General features: G+C 59.9%; 15 protein-coding genes and 2 pseudogenes. 10 read left to right on the top strand and 7 right to left on the bottom strand.

Annotation, left to right across the window (positions count from 1 at the left end; all coding sequences use genetic code 11):
• Nucleotides 1-27: 27 nt before the first annotated feature.
• From dinB to ACZ9BX_RS23450, 9 genes and pseudogenes are all read left to right on the top strand, one after another.
• Complete coding sequence (dinB, locus tag ACZ9BX_RS23410) at nucleotides 28-1164, top strand: DNA polymerase IV (RefSeq protein ID WP_476220419.1); 1137 nt, start codon at nucleotides 28-30, stop codon at nucleotides 1162-1164.
• A 64-nt stretch (nucleotides 1165-1228) separates the two neighbouring features.
• Nucleotides 1229-1503 (top strand): annotated as a pseudogene (locus ACZ9BX_RS23415) (FAD-dependent monooxygenase); the annotation flags it as partial.
• A 78-nt stretch (nucleotides 1504-1581) separates the two neighbouring features.
• On the top strand, nucleotides 1582-3537 hold the full coding sequence (locus ACZ9BX_RS23420) for an SARP family transcriptional regulator (protein WP_476223015.1): 1956 nt from the start codon (nucleotides 1582-1584) through the stop codon (nucleotides 3535-3537).
• A gap of 41 nt (nucleotides 3538-3578) precedes the next feature.
• Nucleotides 3579-4607 (top strand): phosphatase PAP2 family protein, encoded by a 1029-nt coding sequence (locus ACZ9BX_RS23425; protein ID WP_476220420.1) that lies wholly within the window; start codon nucleotides 3579-3581, stop codon nucleotides 4605-4607.
• A gap of 31 nt (nucleotides 4608-4638) precedes the next feature.
• Nucleotides 4639-6333, top strand: coding sequence for a S8 family serine peptidase (locus ACZ9BX_RS23430; RefSeq protein ID WP_476220422.1), 1695 nt, complete (start codon nucleotides 4639-4641; stop codon nucleotides 6331-6333).
• Between the two features lie 239 nt (nucleotides 6334-6572).
• Nucleotides 6573-8018 carry an aKG-HExxH-type peptide beta-hydroxylase gene (locus ACZ9BX_RS23435; protein WP_476220423.1) on the top strand — a complete coding sequence of 482 codons (1446 nt, stop codon included), beginning with the start codon at nucleotides 6573-6575 and terminating at the stop codon, nucleotides 8016-8018.
• Entirely contained in the window at nucleotides 8018-8977 is a 960-nt protein-coding gene (locus ACZ9BX_RS23440; RefSeq protein ID WP_476220424.1) for a ThiF family adenylyltransferase, read from the top strand. Before ACZ9BX_RS23435 ends, ACZ9BX_RS23440 begins: the two co-directional genes overlap by 1 nt.
• On the top strand, nucleotides 8974-9231 hold the full coding sequence (locus ACZ9BX_RS23445; protein WP_476220426.1) for a hypothetical protein: 258 nt from the start codon (nucleotides 8974-8976) through the stop codon (nucleotides 9229-9231). Before ACZ9BX_RS23440 ends, ACZ9BX_RS23445 begins: the two co-directional genes overlap by 4 nt.
• A gap of 75 nt (nucleotides 9232-9306) precedes the next feature.
• Nucleotides 9307-9612, top strand: a complete 306-nt coding sequence (locus ACZ9BX_RS23450) for a DUF982 domain-containing protein (protein ID WP_476220427.1) — start codon at nucleotides 9307-9309, stop codon at nucleotides 9610-9612.
• 265 nt (nucleotides 9613-9877) lie between these two features.
• On the opposite strand, the gene ACZ9BX_RS23455 is transcribed toward ACZ9BX_RS23450, so the two are convergent.
• Nucleotides 9878-10108: a hypothetical protein gene (locus tag ACZ9BX_RS23455; protein WP_476220429.1), complete on the bottom strand. Its 231-nt coding sequence runs from the start codon at nucleotides 10106-10108 to the stop codon at nucleotides 9878-9880.
• Nucleotides 10109-10110: 2 nt separating this feature from the next.
• On the opposite strand from ACZ9BX_RS23455, the pseudogene ACZ9BX_RS23460 reads away from it, so the two are divergent.
• Nucleotides 10111-11932, top strand: a pseudogene (locus ACZ9BX_RS23460) (ABC transporter ATP-binding protein).
• A gap of 698 nt (nucleotides 11933-12630) precedes the next feature.
• Here ACZ9BX_RS23460 and ACZ9BX_RS23465 read toward each other — a convergent pair.
• The 6 genes from ACZ9BX_RS23465 to ACZ9BX_RS23490 form a co-directional block, all read right to left on the bottom strand.
• Entirely contained in the window at nucleotides 12631-14079 is a 1449-nt protein-coding gene (locus tag ACZ9BX_RS23465; RefSeq protein ID WP_476220430.1) for a M20 family metallopeptidase, read from the bottom strand.
• Nucleotides 14080-14213: 134 nt separating this feature from the next.
• Entirely contained in the window at nucleotides 14214-15758 is a 1545-nt protein-coding gene (locus ACZ9BX_RS23470) for an ABC transporter substrate-binding protein (RefSeq protein ID WP_476220431.1), read from the bottom strand.
• Between the two features lie 25 nt (nucleotides 15759-15783).
• The gene (locus tag ACZ9BX_RS23475; RefSeq protein ID WP_476220432.1) at nucleotides 15784-16647 is read right to left on the bottom strand and encodes a serine hydrolase; all 864 of its coding nucleotides are present in this window, start codon (nucleotides 16645-16647) and stop codon (nucleotides 15784-15786) included.
• A 1-nt stretch (nucleotide 16648) separates the two neighbouring features.
• Nucleotides 16649-18277, bottom strand: a complete 1629-nt coding sequence (locus ACZ9BX_RS23480; RefSeq protein ID WP_476220434.1) for an ABC transporter ATP-binding protein — start codon at nucleotides 18275-18277, stop codon at nucleotides 16649-16651.
• A complete protein-coding gene (locus ACZ9BX_RS23485; protein ID WP_476220436.1) occupies nucleotides 18274-19092 on the bottom strand; it encodes an ABC transporter permease in 819 nt (272 codons plus the stop codon). Before ACZ9BX_RS23485 ends, ACZ9BX_RS23480 begins: the two co-directional genes overlap by 4 nt.
• Complete coding sequence (locus ACZ9BX_RS23490) at nucleotides 19089-20033, bottom strand: ABC transporter permease (protein ID WP_476220437.1); 945 nt, start codon at nucleotides 20031-20033, stop codon at nucleotides 19089-19091. The genes ACZ9BX_RS23485 and ACZ9BX_RS23490 overlap by 4 nt, the downstream gene beginning before the upstream one ends.
• Nucleotides 20034-20152: the final 119 nt, after the last annotated feature.

Raw genomic sequence — 20152 nt, forward strand, 5'->3', positions numbered from 1 at the left:
GGATAGCCGTAAAGTGAAAGGAAATGCATGTTGATCGCGCGGGAGCCGGAAGGCGATGGCAGGAGCGGAACCGACGTGGTTCCCTCACCTGCCGGTGGCGTGCGCAAGATTCTGCATGTGGACATGGACGCGTTCTATGCCTCTGTCGAGCAGCGCGATAATCTGGAGCTCCGCGGCAAACCGGTCGCTGTCGGCTATCCGGAGGCGCGGGGCGTGGTCGCCGCCGCCAGTTACGAGGCACGCAAATTCGGTGTCCATTCGGCGATGCCCTCGGTGACCGCCAGGCGCAAATGTCCAGAGCTGATCTTCGTGCCACACCGCTTCGACGTCTACCGGGCGGTCTCAGAGCAGATTCATGCGATCTTTTCCGAATACACGCACCTGATCGAACCGCTGTCGCTCGACGAAGCCTATCTCGACGTCACCGAAAACCTCAAGGGCATGGAGTTCGCAACCGAGATCGCCGAGCAAATCCGCGCCAGGATCAGGGCCGAGACCGGACTTACAGCGTCGGCCGGTGTTTCGTACAACAAATTCCTCGCCAAGATGGCCTCCGACCAGCGCAAGCCCGACGGATTGTTTGTCATCACGCCGAAGCAGGGTCCAGCCTTCGTCGAGGCCCTGCCCGTCAAGAAATTCCACGGTGTCGGACCCGCAACAGCTGAGAAGATGCTGAGGCTCGGGATTGAGACCGGCGCGGATCTGAAAGCCCGCGATCGCGCCTTCCTGCAGCAGCAGTTCGGGAAATCGGGACCATATTTCTACTGGATCGCCCGCGGTATCGACGAGCGCGAGGTGAAGCCGGATCGCGTCCGCAAATCCATCGGCGCCGAGGATACGTTTCGGAAGGATATTCATGATCTCGAAGCCGCTCGCGCCAGCCTGCAGCTGCTCGTCGACAAGGTCTGGCGCTACTGCGAGGCCAAGGGTATTCGCGGCAAGACCGTGACGCTCAAGGTGAAGTGGGCGGATTTTACGCAGATCACCAGGAGCAAGACCGCAGCCGTACCGGCTACGAGCGCGGCCGAAATCACTGACATTGTGGAGCTGTTGCTCTTGCCGATCTTTCCTGTTCCGAAGGGAATCCGACTGCTGGGCGTGACCCTCTCGTCCCTCGACCATGATGACGAGAAAGACGAACCGCAGCTCGCACTTGCTTTATGAACCGCATCGTCCGGATCCATCTGCTCTCACCCGTACTATTTTTGGACTGAAACTTTATCGCGCATCTCCATACGTCGAGAAAGGGCTTAACCTTGGGCTTGACGACGCAATGAACCTGGGATGGAAGCTGGCTGCCACGATCCGCGGTGATGCGCCGGTTGGTCTGCTCGACAGCTACGTAAGCGAACGGCATCCGGTGGGAGCACAGGTCCTTGACTGGTCGCGCGCTCAGGTCGCACTCATGCGGCCAAGCGGGGTTCACGCGCGCTTGAAGCCATAATCCGTGATCTAATCGACGGGCGTGACGGAGCGACCTATTTCGCCGAGCGCGTCTGGGGGTGTCTCTACTTTGACGCTGCTTTGACGGTAGGGTGCTACGGCCGGTTTGCGAAATTACCCAGAGGAATTCAGCCGGTTATGCTTCAGTTCGACCATCGCCAAAGCATCAATATGCCTTTCGGAATCCCGATTTCCCTTCCCGGTGGCTTGCCTGGCGCCGCAGTTATGGCAGACTGGTCTGCGGATGCTAGGTCTTCGGGCTGCCAAACGAGCGCGTCGGAGGCAACGGGGGCGGGGCCTGTGGATCGCATGGACAAGGAGCAAAATCCGTTTCGGATGTTCCTGCTCGGGCCTTTTGCCCTTGTGGACGCTGGAGGGCGGCCGGTTACTCCGAAATCCAAAAAAGCCCAGGCTCTTCTGGCGATGCTTGCATTGTCCGCTCGGGGCTCGCGCTCGAGAATCTGGCTTAGGGACAAGCTGTGGAGCGATCGCTCCGACGACCAGGCGGCAGCTAGTCTACGCCAGGCCCTTTTGGACATTCATAAGACTTTGGGGCCGGCACGTGATCTTTTGATCGCGGATAAGAATACCGTTTGGCTGGATATGGACCGACTCGTACTCGACACCGACCTGGTGGTTCGGATGGAGCGGTCGGCCGACCAAATCACCGACGAATTGCTCGAAGGTATCGACATCCGCGATCCGGAGTTCGAGGACTGGTTGGCGCTGGAACGGCAGAACTGGTATCGCCGGCTCGATGAAGGACAAGTCCACGATGTATTCGAGCCGCGACAGCAGCCGAGCCGCGATATCGCCAAACATTCCGCCCTGCTGCCATTAACAGGCGCCCCGGATATGCCGAGACAAGGCAAAGCCCTGGAAATCGCCAGCAGCAACTCATATCGGGGGCCAAGCGACGGTGGCTGGCAATGGATCATGGCCCTTCAGTCCCCCATCGTGGTGGGTGCCGGAGAGGGTGGACAAATTGCTGCGACACGGTTCCAAAACCTCATTGCAAAAGCCATCATCGATGGGCTGGGCATTGGCGTCACCGACCTCTCCTTCACCTTGCCGGATATTGAACAGAGCGAACAGCAGATCAGCCTTCCGATATTTCTACAGCTTCGCCTGACGTTTGACGGTGACATGGTGCTGATCGAACTGGTGATGAAGCACCTGATCAACAACCGTATTCATTGGCTGGGCAGTCAGGCAATCAGCCGCACGCAGTTTGAGCGAGGCGAGTTCGGTACCGCTGCTGCGTTGATCAGCCAGGCCGTCGATCAGCTGGCCTATTTCCAGGAGACCCAGGCAAACGATGGCCGACTGTCGCAAGACGGCCTCCTGATCGACGCCGTCAATGCGATCTTTCGGCTGTCCCGCGGCGATTTAGATAACGCGGAGCGGCGCCTGGAAGAACAGATCCAGTATCAGCCGCGGTCATCGACGTTTGCCTGGCTGTCATTCATTCGAACTTTCCAGGTCGGCCAACGTTTCAACGCGCTCGACGCGCATCTGATCGAGGAAGCCCAGGCCTATGCGCGCAAGGCGCTGGAGCTCGATCCGCAGAATTCCGTGTCGCTCGCGCTCGTCGGCCACGTCCATTCGTTCCTGTTCGGCGAATATGACTATGCGGCTAACCTGTTCGAAAAATCAATCCGCCTGAACCCGGCTCTGCCGCTCAGCTGGGATCTCTACGCCATGCTTCATTGCTATGCAGGCCAGCCCGATAAGGCCGTGGCCATGGCGCGTTGGGTACAAGAGCTCGGCGTCTACAGCCCGCATAGATACTACTTCGACACGACCAAATGCATTGCAGCAGCGCTTGCAGGCGATCATGCCGCAGCCATAGCTGCAGGCGAAGAAGCCCTGCGGTCACGGCCGAACTTCAACAGCCTGCTGCGCTATCTTGCCTCCAGTCATGCCCATTCCGACGATCTCGGCGGCGCGCGCCATTACCTGCAGCGTCTTGAGGTGGTCGAGGGCGGCTTCTCCATCAATGCCTTTCGCGGCAGCGGCTATCCGCTGCTCAACACAGGCGGCGGCCAGATCTTGATCGACGGCCTGCTCAAGGCAGGCGCCAAGCTGCGCTGAACCCAGGACAATTCTTCATATCATCGCGCAAGGAGGCTGCAATGGAAGCGGAGACTATCCAGCAATCGCAATCAAAAATTGTTTTGTTTCTAAACAGATATAAATTCAGGATTGAGCCGGATACGGTCCTTCCATGCGACCCCAGGGACGATGCCAGCGCTGATTCTCTCGCCGGTGCATCGCAGGCTGCGCCTGATGCAGCCTCCGAACCTGCGCTTTTCCTCGGCACGGATGAAGATGCATCGCCCATGGCCGGACCCATGATGGCGACGATGGCCGTAGCCTCGGTCCTCAACAAGAGCGTGGCGAACAAGTCGGTGCTCAACAAGGCGTCGCTGAACAAAAACAAAAACAAAAATAAGAATAAGAATAAGAACAAGTCGCCCATGGACGGCGCCAGCCTCGGCGTGTCGCAGCTTATCCCCTCCTTCGAGCTGCGCAGGCTGCACCAGCAGCCGTCACGCAACGCCTATACCGCGGCGCGGCGCTTCACTTGGGAAGTGCTGGATATACTTCCGCCACCCGGCCCGGATTATACGCGTCTCGAGACGACGGTGCTGCTCTCCATGCAACGCCGTGACCGCGAACGCGTGCGGCGCCTGCCCGACATCCAAATCGAGTCGACGATCTCCGTGGCGGAATTCACCCGCGTATTGCATATCGAGGATCTCGGCGGTTTCGAGCAGACGGAAGGCCTTTTCCAGGCGATCCTGACGGCCTGCGAATATGTCGGGCTGATCTACAAGAGCCAGTTTAACCGGCTGCGGCCAAATCAGTTCGAGCCCATGCTGCGGCCGTTGCTGGCCGTGCCGGTCCACGAGTCCTATCCCAGCAACCACTCGTTCCAGTGCTTTTCGATCGCCTTCGCGTTCTCGACGATCCTGCCGGAACATCCGGCCACCGACGAGCTAGCCCGCATCGCCCAGAACGTCGCCGAGAACCGTGAATGGGCTGGCCTCCACTATCCCAGCGACACGCAGGCAGGGCGAGATCTCGCCCGACGCTTCGCTCCCTACCTCCACGACGCGTTCGGTCCTCTATTCCAGGCCGTACACGACGAATGGGTCTGAATTCGCCAGCTGCACAACAGGGATCATGAACATGACGGATCAATCACAAATGCCTGAGCCCGCGCCGATCAACTACTATTATCTCTGGCACCTGACTGCGCTTGGTGTGGTCGACGCGGAATACGGATCGGCTCCGCCTGCTCCACCCGCGCTCGATGCGAGCGCCGCACGCGCGCTCCCCGATCCCCTCATCACCGGCACGGTCTGGGATGCCATCGCTTCCGCCGGCCCGTTGCGCCCCGCGCGGGTCGCGCTGATCGATGTCGGCGTATCTCCGGACCATCCCAATCTGGCAACCCGGCTTGACCGGGAAGCGTCAATCGATTTGACGACCCATCGTTACGGCGCGCGCGTGCTCGAAATACTCGATACGACTACGTCGTTTGACCGCGAAGAAAAACATGCCTTCTTTGCCGGGCTCAGCATCGCTCCGCTCGGCAATATCGGCCTTTCGAATGACGACCGGGATTATCTCAGTGACCTGGTTGCCGAATATGCCACGTCGGAGGGTGTTCTCCGGCGGCTCTACAATCCGGAATCGCTTTTTGCATCGCATGGTACGTGCTGCGCAGGGCTGATCGTCGGCGAACCCGCCGTTGTTGCGGAAGAAGGCACAGCAAGCGCTCCGCCGGAGGGAGCCTTCTACGGCAATGGCGACGAGTTGCGTACGAGCGGTAATCGCAATGTCATCCCCTATTTCGGCGTTGACCCTTTTTCAAGGATCATCTCTATCAGGACGTCCTTCGAAGACGATGTCAGGCAGTTCATCGCTGCCTTTCTTTATGCCTATCATCAGAAGGCGGACGTGATCGTCCTGCCGCGTGGTCTGCCGGATCCAAAACGCAGCATCGTTGATCCGAAGAATGAGCTGAAGGCCGACTTGGAACTGTGGAAGAACCAGGATGCCGCCAATCTCTTCACGCGCATTGCCTTCGCCGACCAGGGTGGGCCTGAACTGGAGCCGAAGGCTGCGCAGAAAGGCTCCAATCCGGATCGCCCGTGGCACATCCTCAAACAGCTCATCCTCACCATCAGTCGGCACATTCCGATCGTCTGCGCCGCTGGAAACAGTGGCGAGAGCCAGCTGATCTATCCGGCAAGTCTTGCCGCCGACGACAACGGCATCATCGCCGTCGGGGCCGTTACCGTCGAAGGTTTCCGTTCGGGCTACAGCAATTACGGCGAAGGGTTGACGGTTGTCTCCCCCTCCGACGACGGGGAAGTCTTCAACCGGCATCAGTTGCGCCTCGACCGGCTTTCTCCATTTGCCGCACAGCACGACTACAGTGCTTTTCGAATGCGGGAATACTACTATTCGCACTTCTCGCTGCTCACGACGGACCTGTCGGGGATTTTCGGCTATGATCACGGCTCCGATCCATGGTCGGCAATCGTGCCGTTCGGAACCAATCCCGGCACCGGTGGAGGATACTACACCACCTTCGGGGGCACCTCCGGCGCGTCGGCGCAGGTGGGGGGGCTATGCGCCCTGATTCAGCGGGCCTACAAGAGCCGCCACAATCCCGGTGACCGCCTCTCGGGTCCTCATGTCAAGTCCATTCTGAAAGCCGCGTCCCGCCTGGACGCCATTGTCGCACCCGGAACGAGGAAACTGACGGCGGATTGCATGAATGCAGAAAGCGAGGACGCTCTCGACGCGGCCTATTTCTTCGGGTCAGGCCTGCCGAACGCGCGGGCGGCGGTACAGGCAGCTCTGGCGATCTGACCGCTGCGCATGCGTTTTCCAAATTTAAGCCTCCTCGATCGAGGAGGCTTTTTCTTTGTTTACGTCATTTTTACGGATTTTTAACGCGGAACTGGCGGGCGAATGACGCCCTTGGGGAATAGTGCGTCTCAACCGACGACGCGCAACGTTCCGATGCCGGACGAAGCCGTCCCGAACTCGGGCACTTTCGCCCGAGTGCAACCTTGATCCGTCCGAAGACTAACCCACGGAGGCTGCCGATGTCCGCGTCCCGTATACAAGAATTAGCAGATGAGGCGCGTCTCCTGCTCAAGCGCAATCCCCTGATGGCAAGTACCGTCTCCCTGCAGCGCGTGGCAACTCGCAACCTTTTGAAGCGACGCTTCCAGTATGGCCGCACGCTTGCGGCGGCTTCGAAGCTCGCCGATTGTTCGGTCGGGATAGAGGCGCTGGCAGGTTATTTCCCCGATCTTGCAGATGGCGGATACACTCGTCTGCTGGAGCTTCCGTCAGCGGTTGCCGGACCGGTCGGTGCCGACCCCTACCGTTCATCCGCGCTTGCAGCCTGGATGGGTGGGCTCGCGCGCAGTCTGGAATGGCAGGCAGCCCGCCCCGATGTGCAAGTCGTCAGCGGTTATCTGCAGCCGGATCTGATCGCATCGGATCTTGAACTCGAACGTCAGCCGGCGTGCCGGCTCTCTTGCGGCATCGGCCTCGTCCGCATCGAAAGCCCGGCGCGAAGCCCTATCATGCAAGCCCTCCTCCGCCAGTGCATGCCGGACTATCCCGGGCCCGACCGCCCCATCACGGACGATGCGGAATTGGATCGCATCGCCGACCATCTCGAGAAGGCCTTCGCATTAATCGCGGAATTAGATGAGTGCGGCTATCAGCGTCTGATCGCCGGCGTGCACACGCTTCACGTTGGCGTGCGGCGCGAACCGCAGTGTTCCTTTTCGAGTTCGAACGAATTGCCGGGCAGCGCGCTCATCGCTCTTTCCAGAGCGAGATTGCGCGACGGCGATCATGCCGCGACCGCAGCCCAACTGCTTCACGAGGCGGCGAATATCCTGCTTGGGTTTTATACGACCTCGGCGGCGGCATCCCTGCCTGGGGAGTTCCAATATGTTTCCCCATACAAAAACGACCTACAGACGCTCGAGAGCATCCTGCATACGGCCTACACCATTCCCTGGGAGTGCGCCATGCGCATGGCATGCCTATCCACCGAGGCGGATCCTGAGCGCCGCGCCCGGAAAACGGCATTCATAATCGCCTATGCCGCGCGGCAAGTCCCGCTCATCGACATCGCTCGGAAAGGAATCGAACGTCTCGGCGGCGATGTCCTCCTCGACCTCCCAGACATCGCCGCCATTCCTTCCTGGAGTGGCCGGATCCTGGAGCTCGTGGGCCAGTTGCTTGCCGAAGAGCCTGTCGCGCACCGCCAGGCCCATCTTGCCGAGCGCCAGCGAGTTCTCGATCGCCAAGCCTGGGATATCGGACAGATGCTCCTGCGCGGCAAGGAGCCGATCGATCCTCGGATCGGCCGGCGACAGATCGATGACAGCGGCGACAATATCAGCCTCTGGTACAACGGAAAATTCCACGTGATCCCGAAGGCCGCCGACCATGCGGTGGGCAAGGACTACGGTCGCTACGCCGCGACGATCCGCGGAATCGCGCCCAGCGAAATGGAGGCGATGTGATGATCAATTATCGGTCTAGACGATTGTCAGCGGCAGTCCGTGCGCCCGTCGATTTCCCGCACTTCTTCGCCCACAACCTTGGGTGGGGCGGCAGGGGGGCTCTGTTCACCGGCAATAGTACCGATGCTGTCGAGGAACAGAGCCCCACTGTTACTAGGCCTGCATTCGGCGTCTCACTGAAGGCTTCCGATATGCTGGCGGAGGACGAGTATGTCGCCGCCGCAACTAATCACCACGACGCCTTCCTGACGCCTCGTTGCCATCGGCGACGCGACTTCGCACGGTTTCGCGAAATCGACTTCGTCATCATCGGATGCGGCGGCTTGGGCTCGCGGATTGCCATCCAGCTTGCGGCCCTCGGCGCGCGCCATTTCCTTCTCGTCGATGCGGAACGTATCGATGAGAACAACTTGAACCATCTCCCATGGGCGAGCGAGGCGAATCTCGGCTGGCTGAAGACGGACAGGCTGGCGACCCATCTGGCCGCGCGTTTCTCGGCCAATGTCTTCGCGCTGCCGGAATTTGCTGAAGGCGCCTCGGCGCTACGGTTAATCGCAGACTACGCTAACAATCCGTTCTTCATTCTCGCCGGCGACGATTCTCGTCCGGCCCAGGATCTCCTGTCGGTCTGCCGAGCATCGGAAGCCGGCCTGCCGCCCCATCTGCATGTGGGCCGCTCGGCAGGCTACCGCATGGCAGGTCCCTTGGTCGCGGTGCATGAGGACGCATGTACCGTCTGCCACTGCGCGACCCAAGTCACAGCCGACGACGCCTTTCACGCCCCACCGGCCACCGTCCACAACCCATCTGTCATCGGCCTTGCCGTGTCGCAGATTGCCCAAAAATGCCTTTCGAGGCACTCGGTCGCACGAGGACGCCGATGGACATTGAACCTCAAAAGCCATCAGGCCGAGCTGCGTTCTCTCTCCGAACACCCCGAATGGAAGGTATGTCCATGAACGTGTTATTTTCCTCGGGATGTTATTGCTCCGTTGGCGCAACTGCCGGAAAAAACGATGAGCTGACGATATCCGACGCTCTTTGTGATCCACTAATCGCCATCGTGATGCGCGCAGATGGCGTGATCTCCGAAGAATTCAAGCGACTCCTTGAGACGGCAGCCCGTGAGCTGGAAGCCAATCTGGCTAACTCTGTCAGCGGAGGTGGGAAGGATACGCGACACGTTTGTCGAAACGATACGGAACATGGTTGACGAGCATGTGTGGTCAACCCCGGTCCGAACCATGGCCCGGCATTGGCACTGGCCGTCCCGCGAAGTTCAGGGGCAATGAGATTGGATATGTTGAGAAGGTTCCCAACGATAATTCTTGTTTTTGCCGAAGGGAAAGATCGCAAGGTGATCCGTACCGCTCGCGAGGCTGCCCAACTGTTGCTGAAGGAATGGCCTACCGACGATGGTGAAGAATTCTTCACGGCGGTGAGAACGTGTTTGGAGGTCCTTACTGGAGAGATCGAACCCGAGAAATTGCACGAGGCGATCGTCCGCGCCGCATATGAAGCGGGTATTGCAGCGATCACGACTGATCACCGCCTGGGTATCCTCAGGATCTATCCAGTCAGCGAGGTCAGATAGTTGACCGCCGTGCATGCGCTCACGCAATCCCGCTCCCATCGAGTCGCTTCGGCTATCGCCAATCCTGAAGAGCTGCACCATTCAGGTTTGCGGGCACGTGATCGGTAATGGCTCGTGGCCAGATTTCATGGTCATGCCGACGGCCCGCCCTTGGTGACTACTTTTCGGGGGAGCTTACGACCTGGCTGATGTTGCAAGTATGCCGCATCTCAAAGATTCGCCGAAAAGTTCGCCGGATTTGACTTGGCCTGCGCGCCCAACCAATCTAGGATTGATAATCATTCAACACGGTTCTAGGGAGTTTTCGATGGCTATTTTTTCCAACTCCCCAGTGGCTTCCGCGAATATCGCCTGAAGCCGCCAGCGTTTTCCAATGCGACAGAACCTGATGGACTGGTGCTAACCTTCCCGTCGATCGTTCCTCACCAAACCATTTCGCGCGGTTTTGCGCGGACATTTTTTTCCCTATGACGGAGCCGGCGAAAGCCGGATACATCAATGGCTCTTGGTTTCAAATCCCGCCGCGGCGGTGCTTTTCGCAGCGTTTTCCGTTATTGCTGGGCTCATTGGAAGCATCAGCCGGGCCGCGCCTCCTTCATGTTGTTCACAGCGATGCTGTCGACGCTTGCGGATGTGCTCACGCCCTTGTTCTCCGGCCGACTGGTCGACGCCGTGGTGTCCGGCCAGGCCAGCGATGCCGCAATATGGAACAGCGCCTTCAACGCCTTTTGTTGGCTGATGGTACTGTCGGTCGGCGCCGTTATCCTGCGGCATGCCACGTTCACCGCCATCATTGGCTTCACGCTGAAGTCGATGTCGGAGATCGCGGCGAACTCGTTCTTCCATATCCAGCGCTTTTCGAGCGATTGGCACGCCAACAGCTTTGCCGGTTCCACCGTTCGCAAGGTGACACGCGGCATGTGGGCGCTCGACCTGCTCAACGACACCGTCTTCGTCGCGCTTTTCCCATCGCTGGTGATGCTCATCGGCTCGACCATTCTGATGACATGGTACTGGCCAATGATGGGACTGCTGGTCGGCGCCGGATCCGTATTCTTCATCGCGTTCACCGCGACAATGGCTTTGCGCTATGTTGCGCCGATGGCCAGCATGGCCAATAGCTGGGATACACGCCTTGGCGGCGCGCTCGCCGATGCGGTGACCTGCAATGCCGTGGTCAAGGCCTTTGGCGCTGAAGGCCGGGAGGACAAACGTCTCGCCTCGGTCACCCGCAAGTGGCAGGATCGCACAGGGCGCACCTGGACGCGGGGCACCCTGAATGGCACCTCGCAGAATGCGCTGCTCAGCCTGTTGCGCGGCGGCGTGCTGGGCCTTGCCCTTTGGCTCTGGGCTAACGGCAAGGCCAATGCGGGCGACATCACGTTCGTCCTGACAGCCTTTTTCATCCTTCAGGGCTATCTGCGTGAAATCGGCATGCATATCCGCAACCTGCAGCGTTCGGTGAACGACATGGAGGAGCTTGTCACCATCCATGCACAGCCTTTGGGCGTGGAGGACGTTCCCGGCGCGCCAGTTCTCCATGTGAAGGCCGGCCTGATCACGTTCGATCATGTCACCTTCCATTATGGCAACCACCATGCTCCACTCTACAAGGACTTCTCGGTCACCATCAAACCGGGTGAGCGAGTCGGCCTCGTCGGCCATTCCGGCTCCGGAAAGACGACTTTCATCAAGCTGATCCAGCGTCTGCATGACGTCAACCACGGCATGGTCTCGATCGACGGGCAGGATATTTCCAAGGTGGCGCAGACCTCTCTTCGCCGCCAGATCGCCATCGTGCAGCAGGAGCCCATCCTGTTTTCACCGCTCGCTGGCGGAAAATATCGCCTATGCGAGGCCGACGGCCACGCAAGCGGAGATCAGAACGGCTGCGCGGCTTGCCAGCGCCCATGATTTCATCGAGGCGCTGCCAAAGGGCTATGCGACGCTTGTCGGCGAACGCGGTATCAAGCTTTCCGGCGGCGAACGGCAACGCATCGCCATCGCCCGCGCATTCCTGGCCGATGCGCCGATCCTGATCCTTGACGAGGCGACCTCGAGTCTCGATTCGGAATCGGAGATGCTCATCCAGCAGGCAATGGAGAGGCTAATGGAGGGACGCACGACACTGGTCGTCGCTCACCGCCTGTCGACGGTGCGCGCGCTCGATCGGCTGCTGGTCTTCGACCACGGACAAATCGCCGAGGAAGGTACTCATGTTAGTCTCATCCGGCGCAAGAGCGGGATCTATCGCGGACTGTTCGAGCGCCAGGCGCTGGAGCTGACGAAGGGCATCGCGAGCGAAGGGCTGTTTGGCTAGTAAGAGTCTACAGGCAGTTCCCTTCCAGCAGAATCGGCTCGCCGCCCGCGGCGGGTCTACAGTCGATGTCCGCCTCCAGGGGCCAATGAAAGCCGAGATTTGCTGGCTGTCGCGTCGTTGGATTGCTCGGTCAACCATCGGGAGGTAGTCAAACAATAGGGATTGCTTGCGCAAAGTTTGAGTTGACCGCTTTCGCTGGCGAGGCGACATTCGCAACCCGTAGCAAGGCATGCGATCAGTTTGGGGGCGAAGGCTGGCGCACGTCTGATTCCTCGCCCGGGCAGGTCATCGAATATGCCGAACCGGAATTGAAGTGTTGGATGCCAATGCCCTCGGCCAACCTCAGTCGCACCTCGATGCCCTCACCCTGGGACTCAATCGAGAGCGCCGCGCCAACGACCGCAGCCGCGCATATTTTACCTTCTGTTAACCCTTGCGCCTGGATCATAGGCGATCGGAACGATGGGCTTGCCAAGCACGCCCCCGCCGCATTGACCTCCTCTAATTTTGCTAATTCCGCTTCTGGAAAACAGCACTCCCACCCGCCAGTCGGAGCTTGTCATCTTTGCCTTTTCCGACGTGTTGGAGGTTCGCGGTGAATGCCTCAGTTCCACGATTTCGACAGACATACCTTTAGCGCTTGCTGAAAGCGGATACGATGCCGGTCGCCGGCGTATCATCCAACGGACGGAGACGGGTTACGGGCTATAAACCGATGCAGGCATCACATCGTCGGGTATCGGGCACACATACGCTTTTCCGCTGGTCTTTTCCCGCCACTCGGCCTTCGCGGCTGCCAGGAGGTCCGATGACGCCATCAATGCGAGGCCTGTCGTGGCAAGCGTCTTGGCCGCGTGCGCCATGGCTTTGTGCGCGGCCGGGCTTTTTCCCTGCGCGACGACCTGCCAGGTATGGGGATTGGTGCCGATCGCCCAGGCTGGCGCCCAGCATTGCGCGGTTGGCGTCACCCAGCTGACGTCGCCGACATCGGTCGATCCGGCCCGGAAATGCGATTGTCCTTCGAAGTCGCGCAGACCGGTGTGCAAGGGCGTCGAGCCATCGACCTTGGCATTGGAGAACACATCGCCCTTGATCTGATAGAGGCGGATGCTGCTCCTGATCGCTTCCTGCGTGAAGGTATCCTGGATTTGCCTGGCGAAGGCGATGTCGGCCTCGTCGAAGGCTATCGGCCCGAGCGCAACCATGTTCTCGTGCATTGCCGTTTCGAGCGTGATGTTCGGAAGAAGGTTCGTCGAGGCCGTGTCGAACACGATCTCGACCTCGGTTTCGGTCATCATCGCGGCACCTCGTGCAACTCTATCGACGCGCCCGGCAAGCTCAAGCGCCTGCGACATGTCAGGCGCCCTGATCAAATAGAGAACCTCGGCGCTGGCCTGCACGACATTGGCGGCACTGCCGCCGGCGTCGGTGATTGCGTAGTGAACGCGACAATCCTGCGGCATGTGTTCACGCATGAAATTGACGCCGACATTCATGAGTTCGACCGCATCGAGCGCCGAACGGCCGAGATGGGCGCTGTTGGCAGCATGTGCTGCGACACCCCTGAAGCGATAGTAATATTCGAGAACGGCAAGATTGTTCGTCGAACGAACACCGTTGAACGGAGCCGGATGCCAGGTCAGGGCGGCATCGACGTCATCGAATGCGCCGGCACGAACCATGAAGGTCTTGCCGGAACCGCCCTCCTCTCCCGGGCAGCCGTAATAGCGCACTGTCCCGGGCAGGTTGTTCTCCTTCAGGTGGCAAGCAAGCGCGACCGCCGCCATCAGCGATCCAACGCCCAGCAGATTGTGCCCGCAGCCGTGACCGGTTGCTCCCGCCGTTACAGGATCAGGCTCGGCCACATCGGCGGTCTGGCTCATTCCGGCCAGGGCATCGAATTCGCCGAGGAAAGCAATCACCGGCTTGCCGCTGCCGGATTCGCCGATGAAGGCCGTTTCCATGTCTGCGACGCCGCGGCGCACGGCAAAGCCGTTTTCCTCAAGTGTCCTTGCCAGCAATTGCGACGAGCGCCGCTCCTCGAACTTCAACTCCGCGAAATCCCAGATACTGTCACTGAGAGCGATATAATCCGGCTTCATCGTTTCGATCGTCGCGGCAATAGAGCTGATGGCATCAAGATTCATGGCATTTCCTGTCTGTCTGTCCTACCGCCACAGGGACGTGTTGCACCGGACCCGGCAGGTCTGCCTGCCGGATCTCCCGTTGACTATCGAAGCAAGATGGCGGCGCCCATCCCACCGGGCGCGGCAATTCAGGCTCAGTTGTCGAGCGAAACTTCCCAAAGACGGGCATTCGATTGCCAGACGGGCTGGCCCTTCAGCTTCTTGCTCGCGCCCCAGACATCGACCATGTCATAGAGGAAGATACCCGGCATTTCCTTGAGCATCAGCGTGTGAAACTCATCGAAAATCGCCTGACGCTTCGTCTGATCGGACTCCGCGTAGGCGGCCTTCATCAACTCGACTGCCTTCGGATCATCCCACATTAACGAAGCATTCTTGTCCTTATTGCCGACATAGAAGCCGTACATCAGCACCGGATCGAGCCGCGGCGCGACCGATTGCGAGATGACCTGATAGTTGCCGGACCGGCGGCGATCGACCTGCGTTGCATAGTCGAGCACCTCGATCTGCACATTGAGACCTGCCTGCTGCATCATGGCCTGTGCCATCACCGCGGCCGGGAAGCTTGGCACGTTGCTGCGCTTGTTGGCGATGATCGTAATCGGCTCGCCTTTGTAGCCGGCCTCCGCAAGCTCCTTTTTCGCGGCGTCGAGGTCGTAGGGGAGACGCTTCTTCTGGACATCGTCGAAATAGAGCGAGTCTTGCGAAACCATGGAACCGTTGGCTGCGCCGGTGCCATTGGAGGCTGCCTCGACGAGCTGGTCGAGATCGAGTGCCATCGCCATGGCGCGGCGCACGCCGGGATTGCTCAGAACCTTGTCGCGCGTCTGGATGTAGAAAAGGTTCTTTCCGTTGTTGCGGGCCACGATCAGTTGCATCGTGTCGCTCGTCTTGAATTCGGGGATGAGATCCGGCGAAATCTCCGCGGTATCGAGCACGCCGGACTGAAGGCCGGCCTTCACGGTCGAAGCATCGGGAATGACCATGAATTTGATGCCGTCGACGAGAGGGCGCTTGGAGCCGACCATGCCGTCGGGCTTGCCGTCGTTCTGGGGCGAGACATAATCGTCGAACTTGGCAAGATGGATATACTCACCCTTCTTCCATTCATCCCATTTGAAGGGACCGGTGCCGATCGGCTTGATGAAGCTCGCGTCCGCGCCGGCCGATTCCGGGGAGATCATCCCGGTGTAACCGCATTCGGGCCGCGACATCAGGCCAAGGAAAACCGCGGATGGCTTTTCCAGCGTGATGATGACGGTCGAAGCATCGACTGCCTTGACCCCCGTAATATGCACGTTGCCGCTGCCGTCGAAATCAGGAAGACAGGTCCATTTCGTTTCGGGCTTGAGATAACGGTTCCAGTTCCACACGACGTCATCGGCGGTCAATTTCTTGCCGTTGTGGAATTTGACGTCGTCACGCAGTTTGAAGCTGTAGGTCAGCTCATCCGCCGACACTTCGAAGCTCTTTGCCAGCAGCGGCTTGACCTCGCCATTGTTGGCATAGCCGACGAGCCCTTCGACAATATGCAGGATGACGCCATCGGTATTGCCGTCGCGATTGATGCCCGGATTGTTGCTGCGCAGGTCGGAGCTTTGTGCCACGACGATGTCGCGGGCGTCGACCACGCCGGTCATCGCCATCAACATGGCCCCTGCAAGAAGAAGCTTATGCATTGTTCTACCCTCTTTTTATGGATCGTTAGGATTGGAATTCATCCCAGCAGGCGCGTGAAAGCCTGCCGATGGTTTCAAGCGCGACCGCGTAGCCAGGGGTGCCGTCCGGCATTTCCTGCGGCACGTCGTCGGTATAGGCGGCGATGATGTAGAAGGGGGACCCGTCGCGATAGACGATACCGGCATTCATGCGGCCGCGCTTTCCCGTGCCGCCCTTGTGTGCGACGAGCACACCGAATGGCAGCCGGGAGGGAATGGCATAGCGCAGGATCTGGTTCTTCAGGGTTTGAAGTGCGTAGGCGCACAGCGCCTGCGAGCAGCCGAGCCGGTCCGCGGCTTCCCGCGAATCCTGCGCATCCAGGATGGTCTGCAGTAGATAGACCTGATCCCGCGCCGTCGTCGTGGTGACGGCCTTCAATGAATGATCGGGAGACAGCGCCAAGGGAGGGATGAGGAAGCGATGGTTGGTGCCTGACATGCCGATAGACTTGCAATAACCGTCGACCTCTTCGAGTGTCAGCCTTTCGAAGACCATCTTGGTGCACACATTGTCGCTCAGCACCATCATGCCGGTGATGGCATCGCGCAGCGATATGACGATACCGGGCGTCAGATAGCGGAACATCCCGCTCGCCACTTCCTCGGCGAAACGCTTTTCGTAGGTGATCCGTTCCTCCAGATCCAGGCGGCCTTCATGCGCGGCCTTCAAGGCTGCCATCATGATCGAGGTCTTTCGGGTGCTGGCGGAGGGAGTTTCCTCGTCAGCGCCCCTGCCGATCGTTTCACCGCTTGGAAGCGCACGCACCATGAAGCGCGTTACGAACGGTTGGGCATCGCAGATCTCGTTCAATCGCTCCGCAAGCTTTCCGGATTCAACCATCGTCGTCATATCAGTTCTCCAGGCGCCATTTGAGGATCACGCCGCCCTGAGCATTGTGGTCCAGAGCGGGGATGGCCGAGAGAAGCCTTTGCGTATAGGCCTCCTTCGGGCTGTCGAAAACCGTATCGCGGTCGCCCTCCTCGATAATCCGGCCGTCCTGCATGACGACGACGCGATCGGCCACCTGCTCGACCACGCCGAGATCGTGGCTGATGAACAGGCAGGAAAAGCCGTAGCGTTTTTGCAGATCGGACAGGAGTTCGAGCACCTGCGCCCTGACCGTCACGTCGAGGGCCGATACCGGTTCGTCGGCGATTAGGAATTTCGGCCGGCGCGCAATGGCGCGGGCAATCGCCACGCGCTGACGCTGGCCGCCCGAAAGCTCATGCGGGTAGCGCCCGGCGTAGTCGACCCCAAGCCCGACTTCCTCCAGCGTCTCCAGGGCGCGCTTGTGCTTTGCCGCAGCGTCGAGATCGCGAACGAGCCGCAGCGCTTCTTCCACAAGCGCGACGATGGTCATGCGAGGATTGAGCGAGGAATAAGGATCCTGAAAAACCATCTGGCAATTCAGCCGATAGTCCATCCAGTCGTCGTCGCGGCTGCGTCCCTTGAACCGGATATCGCCTTCGCTCTCCCGGACCAGTCCGGCAATGGTGCGGCCGAGCGTGGTTTTGCCGGAACCCGAACCGCCGACCAAGGCAACGACTTCGCCCTCGTGGATATCAATGCTGACGCCATGCAGCGCCCGCTTCGGCACTGCCTTCTTCATCAGCGACCGCCGGCCTGCATAATCGACGATGATATCCCGCGCCGAGATCATCGGCGCCTTGGTCTTGTCGATCGTTCGCGTCTCTCCGCGGAATGGCAGGGAGGAAAGCAGTTTCTTCGTATAGGCACGCTGTGGTGCGTCGAGCAGATCGGCGGTGCGTCCTTCTTCGACGATCACGCCCTTTTCCATGACGACGACGCGGTTCGTGTAGCGGGCAACCATCGGCAGGTCGTGACTGATCAGCAGCACGGCGGTGCCTTCCGCTTGCGTCAGTTCCACCATCAATTCCATGACATCGCGCTGGATCACGGCATCGAGCGCCGTCGTCGGCTCGTCGGCGATCAACAGCGCCGGTTTCAGCAGCATGACCGATGCCAGCATGATGCGCTGGCGCATGCCGCCCGAGAATTCATGCGGATAGGAAGTGAGCGCCCCGGCGGGGTCGCGGATCCCGACCCGGTTCAGCATGTCGAGGATCCGGCTGCGCCGTTCTTCCTGCGAAAGCTTCGTATGCAGCTGCAACCCTTCTTCGAGTTGGCGGCCGACGGTCATCGAGGGATTGAGCGAGGTCATCGGCTCCTGGAAGACGACACCGATTTCTGCACCACGCAATTGGCGCAATTGCGCGCCGTTCATGGAAAGTACGTCGCGTCCCCTGTAGGCAACGGAGCCGCCGATCACTCTGATAGGCGCCGGCAGCAGCGAAATCAGGGCGCGTGTTGCCAGCGTCTTGCCCGATCCGCTTTCTCCGACGATGCCGAAGATCTCGCCTGGGGCGATGTCAAAGCTGACGTCCTTGACAACCTGCACACCCGTTGCGGCGACCTGAAGCGACAGGTTGCGGACATTCAAAAGCGATTCATTGGTCATTTCAGCCCCCTCATCCGCGGATCGAGCTTGTCCCGAAGAGCATCGCCCAGGAGATTGATGCCGAGGAGCGTCAGGGCGATCGCCAGGCCCGGGAACAGACCCAGCCAGAAAGCCTGCTCGATGAATGGCCGGCCGGCAGCCAGCATGTTGCCCCAGGTCGGCGCCGGTGGCGGAACGCCGAGGCCTAGAAAGCTGAGCGCGCTTTCAGAAAGGATCGCCCAGCCGAACATCGAGGTCGCAAGCACGGTGATCGGGGCGACGCAATTGGGAAGGATATGGCGGAACATGGTGTAGAGTTCGCCATTGCCCATCACCTTGGAGGCCTCGATGAATTCCCGCTCGCGTAGCGACAGGACGGCACCCCGGACAACGCGGGCCATGGAGGGAGAATAGGCAATGCCCAGCGCGAAGATGATGCCATATTGGTTGGCGCCGAAGACGGCGAGCAATCCAAGCGCCAGAAGGATGCCAGGAAAAGCAAGAAGCGCATTGTTGACAGCCATGATGACTGCATCGATCCAACCGCGGGCGTAGCCGCTGACGAGACCGATCAGCGTGCCGCAGACCGTCGCGAATGTGACCGTCAAGGTGCCGATCCAGACGCTCGCCCGGGCGCCGACGATCAGGCGGCTGAGCACGTCGCGGCCGAATTCGTCGGTTCCGAGCCAGTGGGTGCTGCTTGGCGCCGCCAGCCGTGCCGTAAAGCCAAGCTTCATCGGGTCATAGGGGGTCCAGAAAAGGCCGATCGCAGCGGAGATGAGCAATGCGGCAATCAGAATGCTGCCGATGAAGCTGTTGAACGTGACGTTTTTCATTCGGCGACTACCCGCGGATCGAACAAGGGATAGAGCAGGTCGACGACCAAATTGACCAGCACATAGGAAAGCGAGACGAACAGCAGGCAACCCTGGATAACGGGGTAATCGCGAGCAAAAATGCTATCGACCATCAGTCGCCCGAGCCCCGGAATGGTGAAGACCGTCTCGATGACGGCAATGCCGCCGAGCAGATTGCCGAGGATCAGACCGATGACTGTCCAGGTCGGACCGAAGGCGTTCTTGAAGGCATGCCGCCAAAGGACGGCGCTTTCGGAAAGGCCCTTGGCCCGGGCGTGGGTGATATAATCGAGACGCAGCACTTCAAGCGTCGAGGCGCGCGCCATGCGGATCAACACACCCATCTCATGAATGACCAGGGTCATGATCGGCAGCACCAGGTAGAGCAGGCCGCCGGTGACATTGCCGCCGATCGAGACATAGCCCAGGACCGGTAGCCAGCCGAGTTTCAAACCGAAGAAAAGCAGAAGCAGGAGTCCGAGCCAGAATGTCGGGATCGACAGCAGGATCGTGGCCGTGCCGACCAGCGCCAGGTCCGTCAGACTGTTCTGCCGCCAGGCGGCGATGACACCGGCCGGCACGGCGATGAAGCTCGCCAGAAGGACGGCGACGATGACGATTTCGGCGCTGACCAGAAAGCGCGATGCGACGAGCGGCAGAACCGCCTCGTCATTGACGATCGAGCGGCCGAAATCACCCTGCACGACATTGGCGGTCCAGATCAGGAACTGTTCCGGCAGCGATTTGTCGAGGCCAAGTTCCGAGCGCATCGCCGCGATCTGATCTGGCTCAGCCATATCACCCAGCATCAGTGCTGCCGGATCGCCTGGTATGAAGCGGATCAGCGTGAAGACCGTGACCGAAACAAGCACGATCGTCGGCAATGCCATCAGCAGGCGGTTCAGAACGAATTTCAGCATTTTTGTTCCCCGCGATGGGCAACGGACAATGCCCGGCGCCATCGGTTTCGTTGCCCCAGACTATGATCGAATGAAAAAATATCCGCAATATTATGCGATTCCGTCATAAGTCTATGCGG

This window comes from Rhizobium sp. USDA 3886, assembly GCF_056279785.1.

Excerpts from the sequence above, each read along its gene's own strand:
- ACZ9BX_RS23490 (WP_476220437.1), bottom strand. The coding sequence starts at position 20,033 with ATGCTGAAATTCGTTCTGAACCGCCTGCTGATGGCATTGCCGACGATC.
- ACZ9BX_RS23465 (WP_476220430.1), bottom strand. The coding sequence starts at position 14,079 with ATGAATCTTGATGCCATCAGCTCTATTGCCGCGACGATCGAAACGATG.
- ACZ9BX_RS23480 (WP_476220434.1), bottom strand. The coding sequence starts at position 18,277 with ATGACCAATGAATCGCTTTTGAATGTCCGCAACCTGTCGCTTCAGGTC.
- ACZ9BX_RS23485 (WP_476220436.1), bottom strand. The coding sequence starts at position 19,092 with ATGAAAAACGTCACGTTCAACAGCTTCATCGGCAGCATTCTGATTGCC.
- ACZ9BX_RS23475 (WP_476220432.1), bottom strand. The coding sequence starts at position 16,647 with ATGACGACGATGGTTGAATCCGGAAAGCTTGCGGAGCGATTGAACGAG.
- ACZ9BX_RS23430 (WP_476220422.1), top strand. The coding sequence starts at position 4,639 with ATGACGGATCAATCACAAATGCCTGAGCCCGCGCCGATCAACTACTAT.
- ACZ9BX_RS23440 (WP_476220424.1), top strand. The coding sequence starts at position 8,018 with ATGATCAATTATCGGTCTAGACGATTGTCAGCGGCAGTCCGTGCGCCC.
- ACZ9BX_RS23455 (WP_476220429.1), bottom strand. The coding sequence starts at position 10,108 with ATGTATCCGGCTTTCGCCGGCTCCGTCATAGGGAAAAAAATGTCCGCG.
- dinB (WP_476220419.1), top strand. The coding sequence starts at position 28 with ATGTTGATCGCGCGGGAGCCGGAAGGCGATGGCAGGAGCGGAACCGAC.
- ACZ9BX_RS23450 (WP_476220427.1), top strand. The coding sequence starts at position 9,307 with ATGAGATTGGATATGTTGAGAAGGTTCCCAACGATAATTCTTGTTTTT.
- ACZ9BX_RS23470 (WP_476220431.1), bottom strand. The coding sequence starts at position 15,758 with ATGCATAAGCTTCTTCTTGCAGGGGCCATGTTGATGGCGATGACCGGC.
- ACZ9BX_RS23445 (WP_476220426.1), top strand. The coding sequence starts at position 8,974 with ATGAACGTGTTATTTTCCTCGGGATGTTATTGCTCCGTTGGCGCAACT.
- ACZ9BX_RS23420 (WP_476223015.1), top strand. The coding sequence starts at position 1,582 with ATGCTTCAGTTCGACCATCGCCAAAGCATCAATATGCCTTTCGGAATC.
- ACZ9BX_RS23425 (WP_476220420.1), top strand. The coding sequence starts at position 3,579 with ATGGAAGCGGAGACTATCCAGCAATCGCAATCAAAAATTGTTTTGTTT.
- ACZ9BX_RS23435 (WP_476220423.1), top strand. The coding sequence starts at position 6,573 with ATGTCCGCGTCCCGTATACAAGAATTAGCAGATGAGGCGCGTCTCCTG.